Source organism: Bacillus cereus group sp. N21, assembly GCF_016483395.1.
Taxonomy (GTDB): domain Bacteria; phylum Bacillota; class Bacilli; order Bacillales; family Bacillaceae_G; genus Bacillus_A; species Bacillus_A pseudomycoides.
Genome location: NZ_JAEHBX010000050.1, coordinates 1 through 13492 on the forward strand (window position 1 = coordinate 1; position 13492 = coordinate 13492).

The following is a 13492-nucleotide window of genomic DNA, read 5'->3' on the forward strand; positions in this document are numbered from 1 at the left end:
TTAGTTTGTCTAGCATCTAAAATAAAAATTGACGTTTCACGTTGTTTGTTTCGTTCAGTTTTCAAAGAACTCGTTTGCCGCTCATTTGCGACTTCCTTATGTTAACATCTTCGTTTTTCGATGTCAACTAAGTTTTTTAATTTCTTTTTTCGCTTTCTGCTGTTTCGCATCAGCGACGGTTATTAATATAGCATGTAGAAAAATGAAATGCAATACCCTTTTAAAACTTTTTATAAAAAATAGCCAAGTTTCTCTATTTACGTCATATAATTAATATAATATATATCCATTTTGATTTTCTAACATATAAATCATTGCTATTACAGAACAAGAAGTGACCTGCATTCGGTTCCTCTCTTTACTTTCACTTGGCATGGGGTTGGAAGAGGGGCTGACCGCTTCTATGCATGGATGGATTCTCTCTCCCGCCTAAAAAAGGTTTGTGTCGGTTTTTCAATTTGTATTTATATAGAATATTCTTCTTTACATACAGCCTATCTTCCATCAACACAGTTTTTCTCTACATTTCAATTCGTCTCAACGCGTTTATAACTTCTTATCCATATTCTTTACAAAGATACAATTCACAACTTTATAAGATGAACTTTCTATTGATAGATTGTCATCACCACTACATCGAACAAACTTACAAGGAGGAATATACATATGGACTATACCGATTTACTAATCAAGTTAGGTCTCTCTGCTATTTTAGGATTTGCTATCGGTTTAGAACGTGAATTGAAAAGAAAACCACTTGGTTTAAAAACGTGCTTAGTCATTTCAATTATTAGCTGTCTCCTCACGATTGTTTCTATTAAATCAGCTTATAACTTACCTCATACAGATCATATCAACATGGATCCCCTTCGCCTTGCAGCTCAAATTGTATCTGGAATTGGTTTTTTAGGCGCCGGTGTTATTTTAAGAAGAGGAAATGACAGTATCGCAGGCTTAACTACCGCCGCTATGATTTGGGGAGCTTCCGGTATTGGAATCGCTGTGGGGGCTGGTTTTTATCTTGAAGCAATTTTCGGCATGTGTTTTCTTATGATTAGCGTCGAACTCATTCCATTAACAATGAAAGTTTTAGGTCCTAGGTCACTCCGGCAACGAGATATCGCTGTCAAACTTGTTGTAAGCAATATGAACAATATCCCTATTGTTATTGAAGAAATAAAAGCAATGGACATAAAAGTAAAAAACATGAAACTCAAAACATTAGAAAATGGTTCACACTTTTTACAACTAAAATTGTCTGTCGATCAAAAAAGACATACAGCTGACGTCTATTATGCGCTGCAACATTTAGAAAGTGTACAGCAAACGGAAGTTGAAAGTATGTAGTATTCCTTATGAACTACTGAAAAAACTCTCTTACAAAACAGAGAGTTTTTCTTTTTTTCATAATGGTAACAATGTAGCTATACAAAATGAGGAGGAATATAAGTTTGAAATCACGAGCTAACCTAGTAGATGTAGATGTATTTCGCGACTCCATTATTTTCCGCTTAATTAGCTTCATTGTTGTACTTATTACTGTTTTTGGTTTTCTAATATATAAATTAGAACCCACTTACTTTTCTACATGGTTTGATGGAATCTGGTGGGCGCTTGTTACAACCTTTACTGTCGGTTACGGTGATTACGTTCCACATACACCTGCAGGAAAACTTACAGGCATGATTCTCATTTTATTAGGCACAGGTTTCTGCTCCTATTATATGGTATTATTCGCTACCGAAATGATTAGTAAGCAATATATGAAAATTAAAGGCGAAGAAGCTGCTTCTTGTCATGGTCATATGATTATTGTCGGCTGGAATGAGCGTGCAAAACAAGTCGTGAGCCAAATGCATGTGTTACAACCAGACCTTGATATCGTACTCATCGACGAAACCCTTTCCTTGCTTCCAAAACCTTTCCATCACTTAGAGTTTATTAAAGGATGTCCACACCATGATCAAACTTTATTAAAAGCAAATATTAAAACAGCCCATACGATTTTAATAACGGCAGATAAAGAAAAAAATGAAAGCTTAGCTGACACACAATCAATTTTAAACATTTTAACTGCTAAAGGACTGAATCCAAATATTCACTGTATCGCTGAACTCCTCACTTCTGAACAAGTTCAAAATGCAACTAGAGCGGGAGCGACAGAAATTATAGAAGGAAATAAATTAACAAGCTACGTCTTTACTGCATCTCTTTTATTCCCTTCTATTTCAGGTGTATTATTTACACTTTATAATGAAATCTCGGAAAGTAAATTGCAGCTGATGACTGTTCCTACATCTTATAGCGGAAAAACTTTCGAAGCTTGCAGTAGCCTCCTTTTAAAACAAGGCACCCTACTGCTAGGTGTACAGCGGAATGAACAATATCACATCAATCCCATTCATTCCTTCGTTACTATTGAAAGCGACGTATTTATCGTAATTAAACATTAATGAGATGCTTTTCCAACTCTTTTACTAATGCCTTTCCAATATCAATATATTTTCTTTTTATATTCCCATCTGCATCTTGTGGCTCTGCAAATTGATCTAACCCACTTGCTCCAGCTGCTAATGTATTTACCTGATCATCCAGTTCGTCTTGGTATACATGTGAAAGAAGATACGGTGTATCAAGGCGAACAACTACTCCTGGTACATCCAGCTCTCCTTCAACTGCTGTAAATGGTACTCTTAAAAATTGATACCCATCTTCCTCATCTACTTTATAATCGAAGCATCCTTTGTCGTAATCCCAATTGCCGCCGATACTATAACCAAGCGGTTTTAATACTTCTTCTAATTTAAAAAGGGCATATGTATGGCCTTCTAAATTTGATTGAATTGGAATCAAGCTATTCATCCTTCCTAGACTTTTTCCTTAGCATGCCCGATTCGTATTTGTTCTAATATCGATATATCGGCGATTCGACACAACTTATCGACTATTCAGTAACATTTGACAAGTCTCATCCCAATCTTTCCAATAAAAAAAGCTATCGGGACTATCCCGATAGCTTTTTCCTCTTTTCTTTATCCAGCTACAGCGGCTAGGGCCTCCGGTCATTTCGCTCTCTCGATCGAAGTAAAAAACACTTCTTCGTCGAGAACTCCAATACCTTGCGGTTCTGAGCAAGCCGCTTCCGCTTTTCTTACTTCAAACGTTCTTCTAATTCTGCTTTTAATTCTTCGAATCCTGGTTTTCCAAGAAGAGCAAACATGTTTTTCTTGTATGCTTCTACACCTGGTTGGTCAAATGGATTTACACCTAATAGGTAACCGCTCATCGCACATGCCTTTTCAAAGAAGTATACAAGGTAACCGAATGTGTATTCATTTAATTCTGGAATGTTTACGATTAAGTTTGGTACCCCGCCATCACTATGAGCTAGTAATGTACCTTCGTATGCTTTTGTGTTTACGAAGTCTACTGTTTCACCAGCAAGGTAGTTCAGACCATCTAAATCGTTCTCATCTAATTCAATTTTTAGTTCATGTGTAGATTTTCCTACTTTAAGAACTGTTTCAAATAAGTCACGACGTCCTTCTTGAATGTATTGACCTAATGAATGTAAATCAGTAGAGAAGTTTGCTGAAGATGGGAAAATTCCTTTTTGATCTTTCCCTTCACTTTCGCCAAATAGTTGTTTCCACCACTCAGCAAAATATTGAAGTGCTGGCTCATAGTTAACAAGCATTTCAATCGTTTTTCCTTTATTATATAGAGCATTACGTACAACTGCATATTGGTAAGCAGGGTTTTCTTCCAGCTCAGATTTTGCAAAGTCATCATGTCCGGCAGCTGCACCTTGCATCATCTCTTCAATATTTAAACCACTCACTGCAATTGGTAATAAACCAACTGGTGTTAATACAGAGAAACGACCGCCAACATCATCTGGAATTACGAATGTTTCGTATCCTTCTTCGTCAGCTAATGTTTTTAAAGCACCACGCGCTTTATCAGTTGTTGCATAAATACGTCTACGCGCTTCTTCTTTTCCATATTTCTCTTCTAACAATTTACGGAAAATACGGAATGCAATTGCAGGTTCTGTTGTTGTACCTGATTTGGAAATAACGTTAATGGAGAAATCTTTACCTTCTAATACATCCATTAAATCTTTCATATAAGTGGAGCTAATATTTTGTCCAACAAATAGCACTTGTGGAGTTTTGCGTTGTTCTTTAGAAAGCGTATTGTAGAAAGAATGGTTTAACATTTCAATTGCTGCACGTGCTCCTAAGTAAGAACCACCAATACCTATAACAAGTAAAATGTCAGAGTCATTTTTAATTTTCTCTGCACTTTTTTGAATGCGAGCAAATTCTTCTTTATCATATTGAAGCGGAAGCTCTACCCACCCAAGGAAATCGTTCCCAGCTCCAGTTTTTTCATGGATTGCATGGTGTGATACTTTTACTGCATCACGTAAATAAGTTAGTTCTTGTTCACTGATGAACGATAACGCTTTAGAATAATCGAACGTCACATGTGTGCTCATTTTTTTCCCTCCAATTATGTATATGTATTTCTGTATTCACTTTAGCGAAACTGGGATTGTAAATCAAGCAATTGGAGAATTGTAAACGTAACCAATATGTATTTTTTAAAAAAAGTTCATTTTTCGCATAAAAATTCGCATTTTAAAGTATAGATGTATATACATCCTGTAATGAATATTTTTTGTGTATAAAAACAACAAAGGAGAGTCATTCTATAAGAGAGTTAAGTTGTATAAAGCGCACTTCCATTTTCGGATTTCGCTTTATACCCACCAACCCCATATAGGTGGATTCTTACTACTCACGAAAACTAAAGGCTTGCTTATGCTTCAAATTTAAGGAGGATTACTCAAGATGAGTACTTTACAACGTATTGCTTTAGTATTCACTGTAATTGGTGCCGTCAACTGGGGACTAATTGGATTCTTTCAATTTGATTTAGTAGCAGCTATCTTCGGTGGGCAAAGTTCAACACTTGCACGAATCATTTACGGTATCGTTGGTATTTCTGGGCTGATTAACCTTGGTTTATTATTTAAACCATCCGAAAATCTCGGAACACACCCAGAAACACGCGAAGTTCGATAATAAGCGAAGCACGGACTTCGCACTTCCCATCCGACATACGAATATGATTGCATGCAATCATATTTGCTAATATATATCATAATAAAATAAAAGAGAATCGCTAATTTAGCGACTCTCTTTTATTTTGTTAACTGTGATTCTTCAATCCACTCTGTTAACTTCTCGCGAAGCGTATTGAATCCTTTATCAGATGGATTTGGTACGATAATTCTTCCTTGCTTACGCTTTGCTGCTTTTAACGATAAACTCATTTTTCTGTGTTCTTCATCAATTGAAAGTACCTTTACTTCTACTATATCTCCAACCTTTAAAAAATCATGAATATCTTTTACATACCCATTTGTAATTTCAGATATATGCACAAGTCCTTGTGTTTCTTGATCCAATGCTACAAATGCACCGTAATCTTGAATTCCAGTTACTTTCCCTTTTACAACCACTCCTGTTGTGTATTGTTCTGACATATGAAACACTCCCATACGTTTACCAGTTTCCCTGCTATTTGCAGGTTGCAGTAAAAGTACCCACCTCAACATTTAAACGCATGTATACGCAAAGTGAGTAACTGCTCATAAATATCCAATTGGTGAAGACTCATTCCCAAGCGGAAAGAAATATCCCACTTGAGAAAAACTTCACTCTATATTAGTAAATTATACCACTAGCTCCCATTTCATTCAAAATTCATGAAAAAGTTTCCTTTAGTAAGTATAATTTTCAAATATTGGGATAGAATACTAACACATGGCTTTCTAGTATTCCCCCCCTTTTATGGACAAAACGTATTCTGTTTTGTCCTTTTTTTATTTTCTACAAATCGTTTCATTCGCTTCATGGCTTCCATTAATTGTTCAAGCGAAGTTGCATATGAACATCGAATAAACCCTTCACCGCTCTCACCAAACACACTTCCAGGTACAACTGCAACTTTTTCTTCTAGCAATAATTGTTCCGCAAATTCTGCTGAGGATAATCCTGTTGAAGAAATCGAAGGAAACACATAGAATGCTCCGCCTGGCACATGACACGTTAAGCCCATTTCATTAAACGATGTCGTCATAAAATTACGGCGCTTTTTATAACTTTCTCTCATTCGAATGACTTCATCATTTCCAAAACGAAGCGCTTCTAATGCTGCAAATTGTGACATCGTTGGTGCGCACATCATTGAATATTGATGAATTTTCAGCATCAACTCTGAAAAGTGGACAGGAGCCGCAATCATTCCAAGGCGCCATCCAGTCATCGCAAATCCTTTTGAAAATCCTGAAATTAAAATCGTATGATCACGCATATTTTTAATGCTCGCAAAACTCGTATAAGCCTCGTCATATACAAGCTCCGCATAAATTTCATCAGATAGTACAATGAGATTATACTTTTCAACGATTACTGCTAACTTTTCTAATTCAGACTTGTTTAAAAGTGCTCCTGTTGGATTATTTGGAGAACAAAGTAAAATTGCTTTTGTTTTTGTTGTAATCGCTGCTTCAATTTGCTCCGACTGTACTTTAAATGCATCCTCTAATGAAGTTGCTACCGGAACTGGCACTCCTCCAGCTAATGTAACAAGTGGGCCATATGATACAAAGCTCGGTTCAATGATGATCACTTCGTCGCCAGGATTTACAATAGCGCGCATCGCAACATCTAACGCTTGGCTCGCTCCAACTGTAACAATAATTTCTTCATCTGCATTATAGGAAACATGAAATTGCTTTTGAAGATACTTTGCTATTTCTTGACGTAACTCCAATAATCCTGCATTCGCAGTATATGCTGTGTATCCTTCTTCTAACGAACGAATACATGCCTGCCTCACATGCCATGGTGTAACAAAATCCGGCTCTCCCACCCCTAGTGAAATAACACCTTTCATACCTGCCGCTAAGTCAAAAAACTTACGGATACCGGATGGTTGTAAAGATTCTGCTGCTCTTGATAGTTCAAACTGCTTCATGGTGCCACCACAATCCGTTTATCATCATCAGTTTTGTCATAAATAAGTCCCTCATGTTTATATTTTTTCAAAATAAAATGTGTTGTTGTTGACACAACTGATTCAATTGTTGCTAACTTTTCAGAAACAAAACTTGCCACTTCACTCATACTTTTTCCTTCCAACGTAATAGAAAGGTCGTATGTCCCTGACATTAAATAAACCGATTTCACTTCTGAATAACGGTAAATTTGTTCTGCAACAGAATCAAAGCCAACACCGTGCTTCGGTGTAACTTTCACATCAATCATAGCTGTTAAACCGCTATGTTCTTTTACTTTTGTCCAATCTATATGTGTAACATAATCAACAATGATTTTTTCTCTTTCTAATTTCTCAACCATTTCTTTTACTGCTTCTACTTTTATATTTAACATTTTTGCTAAAGTTTCTACGGATAAACGACTACTTTTTTCAAGACAAGCTAATAATTCTAATTCTTTTTCAGTCACCATATTCTTCATCCTTCCTTTTGTTTGTTTTTAAATTATACAGACACCTTTTTATGTTTGAAAAGAAGATTTTTTTAGAGAATTATGTGAAAATGAAAAAGAAAGGGGCGGAAACCGTGAAACCAAAAGTATATATCGCTGAACGCGTTCCAAAATTTGTAGAAACATATCTCTCCGAGCATTGTGAATATGAAAAATGGGATAGTAGTGAAAAGATTCCTCGTGAAGTTCTATTAGAAAAAATAAAAGATAAACATGGCTTGCTTAACTTTGGGACAAAAATCGACGAAGAGTTATTGCGAGCAGCTCCTCACTTAAAAGTTGTGAGCAACATTTCTGTTGGCTATGATAACTTTGATTTAGAAGCGATGCAGGGCAGAAACGTGATTGGAACGAATACTCCATATGTATTAGATGATACAGTGGCCGATCTTGTTTTCGCTCTTATGCTATCAGCTGGACGACGCGTATGTGAGCTTGATTCTTATGTGAAAGACGGTAATTGGAATGCCGAAATTACAAAAAAGCACTTCGGACTGGATGTACATCATAGTACAATTGGGATTATTGGAATGGGGCGAATTGGAGAAGCTGTTGCCAAGCGCGCAAAATTGGGATTTGATATGAATGTCCTTTATTATAATCGGCGTCGTAAGGAAGAGGCCGAACAAAAATTTGATGCCGCGTACTGTGATTTACACACACTACTAAAGCAATCTGATTTCATTGTTCTTTTAACGCCATTAACAGAAGAAACATATCAGCTCATTGGAGAAAAGGAATTTTCATTAATGAAAGAAACAGCTATTTTCATTAATGCTTCCCGCGGGAAAACAGTTGATGAACCTGCATTAATCGACGCACTGAAACAAAAGAAAATCTTTGCAGCAGGTATCGATACATTTACACAGGAACCGGTCGAAAAAGATAATCCGTTATTATCTTTAACAAACGTCGTTACGCTGCCGCACATCGGATCTGCGACATTAAAGACAAGACACCAAATGGCAATGACCGCTGCAGAAAATTTAGTTGCAGGGTTACAAGGAAAAACACCGCCTAATATTGTACGAGGATAACACTTAGCACTGAAAAAGGTAGGATGGACCCCCATCTTGCCTTTTTTTGTTAACATAAATCTTTTTCTACTAGGAGATGATATGAAAAAAATCAATGGAGTGAAAGAAAATGAAACATGAGCTAGAGCATCCCTACTTCACTTTTTCCACTCGCGGCACTACTGTTCATTACGAATTGTATGAACACCAGAGTAATGAGGAAAAACCAACTTTTGTACTCATTCACGGTTTTCTCTCATCCTCATTTAGTTACCGACGACTTATCCCACTGCTTGCAAAAGAAGGAACGGTTGTCGCACTTGATTTACCACCGTTCGGAAAAAGTGATAAGTCCAACCAATTTATATATTCCTATCATAATTTAGCAACTATAATTATCGATTTAATGGAACACTTAGCACTCCAAAACATTGTGCTAGTCGGTCATTCAATGGGCGGACAAATCTCACTCTATGTCAATCGCATACGTCCTGATTTAATTACAAAAACAATCTTACTATGTAGCTCAAGCTACTTAACACGAGCAAAGTTTCCGCTCATCTACTCTTCCTATTTACCGTTCTTTCATTTATACGTAAAAAATTGGATTATAAGAAGAGGCATCGTTCATAATTTAATGAATGTCGTTCATGACCACTCTTTAATTGATGATGAAATGATGGAAGGGTACGCTGCTCCCTTTTATGATAACCGCATTTTCCCTGCTTTAACGCGAATGATCCGGGACCGAGAAGGAGATTTATCATCAGCTGAATTACGAAAGATCGAGACCCCAACCTTACTCATTTGGGGTGAAAAAGACCGCGTTGTTCCCGTTCATGTCGGGCACCGGCTACACAAAGACTTGCCAAACTCTACATTTATTTCATACGAAAATACAGGACACTTGCTACCAGAGGAAAAGCCAGAGCATGTATATGAAGAAATCATAGCATTTTCAGCACAATAGTATTCATATACACATCAGCGCTTTTTAAAATATATCGGCGCTTCGACACAACATATCAACCATTCTACAAGGTACGATATAAAGTGAAACTTTATTCAGTGGGAGGTCTTCATCCCCGATCTAATTTCTTTGCTTTCGCTGAATTTTGAGGTGGGAGTGCTACTGCCAGTTAATGCGGGATAAACTTCCTACTAAAAAAGCTGTCGGAACTTCCGACAGCCTACAATGAACAACTTCCGCCTTCTTTTAATACGAGTAATTCCTGTGCTAATTTCTCGCATTTTTCAATAGCTGGTACTTCTTCAAACGACATAAAATAAATATGCTGTATTTTTTTTGCAATATATTTCGGATCGTCAAACGCACTTACCACGTACACAACATCGCTTGCTTCTGTTTCATAAAATTCCGGTCCCATTTGAAAAGGATCCCAATTCTTCACCATTTCCACCATCTTTTCATATGCGCCCATCTACTTCCCGCCTTTTCCTATTTTTCACTCTTTTCTTTATCGTATCACATCAGCTATTCTAGAAGAAGGGAGGAACTTTCACAAAATTATAGATTCAAGTAGAAGGGAGCAAAAAAGATGCAGCAATTTCATAAAACTGTAAACCGCCGGGGAACACATAGTGTAAAGTGGGATACATATAAGAATGAAGAATTGTTACACGCATGGATTGCAGATATGGATTTCCCTATTCCAGAGCCAATTCAATCTGCACTGCAAAAACGCCTTGGGCATCCTATTTTCGGATATACAATGCCACCTGAAGAAATAACAGATATTATTTGTCGTTGGACAAAAAGTGCATACAATTGGGATATAAAAGAAGAATGGATTGTATTTAGTTCAGGTATCGTTCCTGCTCTTAGCACTAGTGTACAGGCTTTCACAACTGAAAATGATGCCGTACTTGTACAACCACCTATTTATCCCCCATTCTTTGACATGGTAACAAAAAATAACCGTCATGTATGGGAAAGTCCATTACTTTTACAGGGCGGCACATACACAATGGATTTTGAACATTTGGAAACACAGTTTCAGCAAGGTGTAAAACTTATGTTTCTTTGTAGTCCACACAACCCGGTTGGTCGCGTTTGGACAAAAGACGAGCTTACAAAACTCGGCACGCTATGTGAACAATATAATGTAACCGTTATCTCAGATGAAATTCATGCAGACCTTATTTTCTCAGGTCATACACACACGCCATTTGCTTCATTGTCAAAACAATTAGCAGCGCGTACAATCACTTGCATGGCGCCAAGTAAAACATTTAATATCGCAGGCTTACAGGCATCTATTATTATTATTCCTGACAAAAAACTTCGAAATGCCTTTACAGCTGTGCAACAGCGTCAAGGCTTTCATGGGTTAAATACATTTGCTTATGTAGCAATGCAAAGCGCCTATACAGAGTGTAACGATTGGCTAGCAGAAATGCGTTTATATATAGAAGAAAATGCCCGATTTGCTTGTGAATTTATCAAGCAGCATATCCCTACCCTTTCCGTTATTCAATCAGAAGGTACTTTTTTACTATGGGTCGACTGTTCTCGCCTTGACCTATCTCAAAAAGAACGAACAAAACAGCTTGAAGAAAACGGGAAAATTATCGTTGAACCAGGTGAAAAATACGGAGCAGGTGGAGAACAACATATTCGGATTAACATCGGCTGTTCAAGAAGACAACTTGAAGAAATACTACATAGACTTAAGTGTGCATTTTCATAATTAACTGAAAAAAGCTACCCTTTCAAAGGTAGCTTCTACTTTTTCTTAGCGGCTGCCTTTTCTACAATGACGCCACAAGCAATTCGATTCCCTGAATTTCCAGCAGGTTGCGTCATACCATCATCAGGCTTTTCCGTAATAATGATAGACGCACCATCTTTTCGATGCAACGTCGTTTTCCCTTCTTGAAGTGATACATTAGGCGCTTCAATCTCCGCCTTAATCTTTCCTGTATCATCCGCAATAACATTCGGCAAATCACCATTCTCTGCACCTTTTGGATTCATAAGTCCATGTTTCTTTTTCTTCTCTAAATTAAAATGATTACCAGCTGATATAAAACGTGGTGCTTTACACTCTCCAATTTCATGAATATGTAATCCATGTACACCTGGCGAAAATCCTTCTGCCTTAATGGATATTTTCACACCACTTGTTTGCTGCTTCACTTTTGCTGTTCCAACTTTATCACCAGAAGCATTATATAATTTCACATCGATTTCTTTCGGATTTCCTTTATCACAACCTGCCATAAGAAACAGCAAACAACACCCGAATAAAAGCTGCTTTTTCATCACAATTCCCTCCAGAATACATTCTGCCCTTAGATTGTCCGAGCATAGAGGGAAACATACAAAAACGAATTAGTGTTTCTTTTCCGCTAACAGCTTTCGCTCCACTTTCTCCAAACGTTCCGCCTCTCTCTTTGATACGCGAATAAACATGCGCCATGTTGCAATCGCACCGATTATAAATAAAACACAAACAATCCCTGGAATAATATATTCTGTTTTATCTTCTGGAAAATATAAAGGCATCATGAAGATCACTCCCCCCCTACAAGTTTAACGTCCCAATTTTTTATTCTTCCAATCGAGTTTACTCTATTCAGTAAATCCCACGGCAAAAATACATCTATACCTGTGAATTCATCGAAGCAAACGATACATACCTTCATCCTTTCGATTCCTCAGAATTTTCTGTTATATCATTTCGAATTATAACATTTCTCTGATCACAAGCACACCTAACTTCTCAAAATCATTCTCCAGCAAATGATTTCTTTGACTCTATTCCCCACTTTCCTTACTATAAAATTGAGGTGAAAAATATGAACGAAACATTCCAAATTGGTGATATCGTTACTGGTATCTATAAAACAGGAAAGTATATCGGTGAAATTACAAACAGCCGTCCTGGAAGTTACGTTGTGAAAGTGTTAGCTGTTTTAAAACATCCGACGCAAGGTGATTTACATAATGTAAAACAAGCGGATGTTCCATTTTTCCATGAAAGACGCGCTTTAGCATTCAGGGAGCAAACAAATATCCCGCAGCAAATGGTGAAAAAATACGAGGGCGATATTCCGGATTATAAAGAATCCTTACAATCCGCACTAGAAGCACAAATGAATGAATTCTCAGCAGATGATGGTCCGTTTGCGAGGCGTAGTTTGCAGACACTCCAGCAGTTAAAACAAGATTACAAGCTGTAAAAAAACAAAACGACCAAATTACACAGTTTGTAATTTGGTCGCTATTGTGTACTCACTTTCTTTAACACCTTTGAAAAATCGATGAGTTCACCTAAAGTCGGGGGAGATGGTTTTACTAAATATTCTTTATCCTTTTCAACCAGTTTAAAAATATTATAGGTCGTTATCGCATCATCAAGCGCGCAATGATGCTTTCCTGTTCCTACTTTCCCGTACGCTTCAATCGCTTTCCATAATCCAGTTTGATTCCGTTCGCCAAAGAAACGTTTATACTCGAGTGATAAATCTCGGCATTGCCCCGAAAAAGGAAACTCGGCACCTATGGCCTCACAATTATGCTTCAATACTTTCATATCCATATTACCCCACGTTACAATTGTTGTTTGACAACGTTTTTCATATTGTACAAGTTTCTCGACAAGTTCCAAAAAAGAAATTCCTCCGTCTACCGCTTCCTGATTAATTCCTAAAAATTTTTTACACCGCTCTGTTAAGCATGAAAAAGTTTCCGGTCGTACATACGATGAATACGTATCTTCCACTACACAATCAACAACTGATACGAGTCCTACCTCAATAATTTCTGGAAAAAAACCCTTTGGTTTCTTCCTATTTTGAGGCATCGTGAACTCAAAATCCAAAAATAAAAATTGTTGTCCATCCATACGATCCCTTCCTTATCAT

At 37.2% G+C, this 13492-nt stretch carries 16 protein-coding genes and 1 pseudogene; 7 read left to right on the forward strand and 10 right to left on the reverse strand.

Annotation, left to right across the window (positions count from 1 at the left end):
- Nucleotides 1–666 precede the first annotated feature (666 nt).
- Nucleotides 667–1347, forward strand: a complete 681-nt coding sequence (locus JDS96_RS22035; RefSeq protein WP_003201638.1) for an MgtC/SapB family protein — start codon at nucleotides 667–669, stop codon at nucleotides 1345–1347.
- 104 nt (nucleotides 1348–1451) lie between these two features.
- The gene (locus JDS96_RS22040) at nucleotides 1452–2453 is read left to right on the forward strand and encodes a potassium channel family protein (RefSeq protein ID WP_199668044.1); all 1002 of its coding nucleotides are present in this window, start codon (nucleotides 1452–1454) and stop codon (nucleotides 2451–2453) included.
- Here JDS96_RS22040 and JDS96_RS22045 read toward each other — a convergent pair.
- Both JDS96_RS22045 and JDS96_RS22050 read right to left on the reverse strand, forming a co-directional pair.
- Nucleotides 2443–2853, reverse strand: a complete 411-nt coding sequence (locus JDS96_RS22045) for a YugN-like family protein (RefSeq protein WP_018782835.1) — start codon at nucleotides 2851–2853, stop codon at nucleotides 2443–2445. The two genes, JDS96_RS22040 and JDS96_RS22045, sit on opposite strands and share 11 nt — an antisense overlap.
- Nucleotides 2854–3151: 298 nt before the next feature.
- Nucleotides 3152–4504 carry a glucose-6-phosphate isomerase gene (locus JDS96_RS22050; protein ID WP_003201635.1) on the reverse strand — a complete coding sequence of 451 codons (1353 nt, stop codon included), beginning with the start codon at nucleotides 4502–4504 and terminating at the stop codon, nucleotides 3152–3154.
- A gap of 355 nt (nucleotides 4505–4859) precedes the next feature.
- Here JDS96_RS22050 and JDS96_RS22055 point away from each other — a divergent pair, with 355 nt between their 5' ends.
- Nucleotides 4860–5093: a DUF378 domain-containing protein gene (locus JDS96_RS22055; protein WP_199668045.1), complete on the forward strand. Its 234-nt coding sequence runs from the start codon at nucleotides 4860–4862 to the stop codon at nucleotides 5091–5093.
- 119 nt (nucleotides 5094–5212) lie between these two features.
- Here JDS96_RS22055 and yugI read toward each other — a convergent pair whose 3' ends face one another.
- From yugI to JDS96_RS22070, 3 genes are all read right to left on the reverse strand, one after another.
- Nucleotides 5213–5557, reverse strand: coding sequence for a S1 domain-containing post-transcriptional regulator GSP13 (yugI, locus tag JDS96_RS22060; RefSeq protein WP_018767503.1), 345 nt, complete (start codon nucleotides 5555–5557; stop codon nucleotides 5213–5215).
- 305 nt (nucleotides 5558–5862) lie between these two features.
- Nucleotides 5863–7053 carry an aminotransferase gene (locus JDS96_RS22065; protein ID WP_018767502.1) on the reverse strand — a complete coding sequence of 397 codons (1191 nt, stop codon included), beginning with the start codon at nucleotides 7051–7053 and terminating at the stop codon, nucleotides 5863–5865.
- Nucleotides 7050–7547, reverse strand: a complete 498-nt coding sequence (locus JDS96_RS22070; protein WP_003201624.1) for an Lrp/AsnC family transcriptional regulator — start codon at nucleotides 7545–7547, stop codon at nucleotides 7050–7052. Before JDS96_RS22070 ends, JDS96_RS22065 begins: the two co-directional genes overlap by 4 nt.
- Nucleotides 7548–7630: 83 nt before the next feature.
- Between JDS96_RS22070 and JDS96_RS22075 the strand changes: the two genes are divergently transcribed.
- Together JDS96_RS22075 and JDS96_RS22080 are read left to right on the forward strand one after the other, a co-directional pair.
- Complete coding sequence (locus JDS96_RS22075; RefSeq protein WP_033797081.1) at nucleotides 7631–8623, forward strand: 2-hydroxyacid dehydrogenase; 993 nt, start codon at nucleotides 7631–7633, stop codon at nucleotides 8621–8623.
- Between the two features lie 109 nt (nucleotides 8624–8732).
- Complete coding sequence (locus tag JDS96_RS22080) at nucleotides 8733–9572, forward strand: alpha/beta fold hydrolase (RefSeq protein ID WP_003201620.1); 840 nt, start codon at nucleotides 8733–8735, stop codon at nucleotides 9570–9572.
- Between the two features lie 220 nt (nucleotides 9573–9792).
- Here JDS96_RS22080 and JDS96_RS22085 read toward each other — a convergent pair whose 3' ends face one another.
- A complete protein-coding gene (locus tag JDS96_RS22085) occupies nucleotides 9793–10044 on the reverse strand; it encodes a DUF1871 family protein (RefSeq protein ID WP_003201618.1) in 252 nt (83 codons plus the stop codon).
- Between the two features lie 117 nt (nucleotides 10045–10161).
- Here JDS96_RS22085 and JDS96_RS22090 point away from each other — a divergent pair, with 117 nt between their 5' ends.
- On the forward strand, nucleotides 10162–11313 hold the full coding sequence (locus tag JDS96_RS22090) for a MalY/PatB family protein (protein ID WP_199668046.1): 1152 nt from the start codon (nucleotides 10162–10164) through the stop codon (nucleotides 11311–11313).
- Nucleotides 11314–11348: 35 nt separating this feature from the next.
- Here JDS96_RS22090 and JDS96_RS22095 read toward each other — a convergent pair whose 3' ends face one another.
- From JDS96_RS22095 to JDS96_RS32335, 3 genes and pseudogenes are all read right to left on the reverse strand, one after another.
- Nucleotides 11349–11888 carry a superoxide dismutase family protein gene (locus JDS96_RS22095; protein WP_018767499.1) on the reverse strand — a complete coding sequence of 180 codons (540 nt, stop codon included), beginning with the start codon at nucleotides 11886–11888 and terminating at the stop codon, nucleotides 11349–11351.
- A 69-nt stretch (nucleotides 11889–11957) separates the two neighbouring features.
- Nucleotides 11958–12134: a hypothetical protein gene (locus JDS96_RS22100; protein ID WP_003201612.1), complete on the reverse strand. Its 177-nt coding sequence runs from the start codon at nucleotides 12132–12134 to the stop codon at nucleotides 11958–11960.
- Between the two features lie 8 nt (nucleotides 12135–12142).
- Nucleotides 12143–12271 (reverse strand): annotated as a pseudogene (locus JDS96_RS32335) (ThiJ/PfpI family protein); the annotation flags it as partial.
- A gap of 153 nt (nucleotides 12272–12424) precedes the next feature.
- Here JDS96_RS32335 and kapB point away from each other — a divergent pair.
- Nucleotides 12425–12808 (forward strand): kinase-associated lipoprotein KapB, encoded by a 384-nt coding sequence (gene kapB, locus JDS96_RS22105; protein ID WP_033796520.1) that lies wholly within the window; start codon nucleotides 12425–12427, stop codon nucleotides 12806–12808.
- A 41-nt stretch (nucleotides 12809–12849) separates the two neighbouring features.
- On the opposite strand, the gene kapD is transcribed toward kapB, so the two are convergent.
- Entirely contained in the window at nucleotides 12850–13473 is a 624-nt protein-coding gene (gene kapD / locus JDS96_RS22110) for a 3'-5' exonuclease KapD (protein ID WP_003201608.1), read from the reverse strand.
- Nucleotides 13474–13492 lie beyond the last annotated feature (19 nt).

What these genes read in the sequence shown, in the direction of transcription:
- JDS96_RS22035 (WP_003201638.1), top strand. Translation starts at nt 667, where the DNA reads ATGGACTATACCGATTTACTAATCAAGTTAGGTCTCTCTGCTATTTTA.
- JDS96_RS22050 (WP_003201635.1), bottom strand. Translation starts at nt 4,504, where the DNA reads ATGAGCACACATGTGACGTTCGATTATTCTAAAGCGTTATCGTTCATC.
- JDS96_RS22055 (WP_199668045.1), top strand. Translation starts at nt 4,860, where the DNA reads ATGAGTACTTTACAACGTATTGCTTTAGTATTCACTGTAATTGGTGCC.
- yugI (WP_018767503.1), bottom strand. Translation starts at nt 5,557, where the DNA reads ATGTCAGAACAATACACAACAGGAGTGGTTGTAAAAGGGAAAGTAACT.
- JDS96_RS22065 (WP_018767502.1), bottom strand. Translation starts at nt 7,053, where the DNA reads ATGAAGCAGTTTGAACTATCAAGAGCAGCAGAATCTTTACAACCATCC.
- JDS96_RS22070 (WP_003201624.1), bottom strand. Translation starts at nt 7,547, where the DNA reads ATGGTGACTGAAAAAGAATTAGAATTATTAGCTTGTCTTGAAAAAAGT.
- JDS96_RS22080 (WP_003201620.1), top strand. Translation starts at nt 8,733, where the DNA reads ATGAAACATGAGCTAGAGCATCCCTACTTCACTTTTTCCACTCGCGGC.
- JDS96_RS22085 (WP_003201618.1), bottom strand. Translation starts at nt 10,044, where the DNA reads ATGGGCGCATATGAAAAGATGGTGGAAATGGTGAAGAATTGGGATCCT.
- JDS96_RS22090 (WP_199668046.1), top strand. Translation starts at nt 10,162, where the DNA reads ATGCAGCAATTTCATAAAACTGTAAACCGCCGGGGAACACATAGTGTA.
- JDS96_RS22095 (WP_018767499.1), bottom strand. Translation starts at nt 11,888, where the DNA reads ATGAAAAAGCAGCTTTTATTCGGGTGTTGTTTGCTGTTTCTTATGGCA.
- JDS96_RS22100 (WP_003201612.1), bottom strand. Translation starts at nt 12,134, where the DNA reads ATGATGCCTTTATATTTTCCAGAAGATAAAACAGAATATATTATTCCA.
- kapB (WP_033796520.1), top strand. Translation starts at nt 12,425, where the DNA reads ATGAACGAAACATTCCAAATTGGTGATATCGTTACTGGTATCTATAAA.
- kapD (WP_003201608.1), bottom strand. Translation starts at nt 13,473, where the DNA reads ATGGATGGACAACAATTTTTATTTTTGGATTTTGAGTTCACGATGCCT.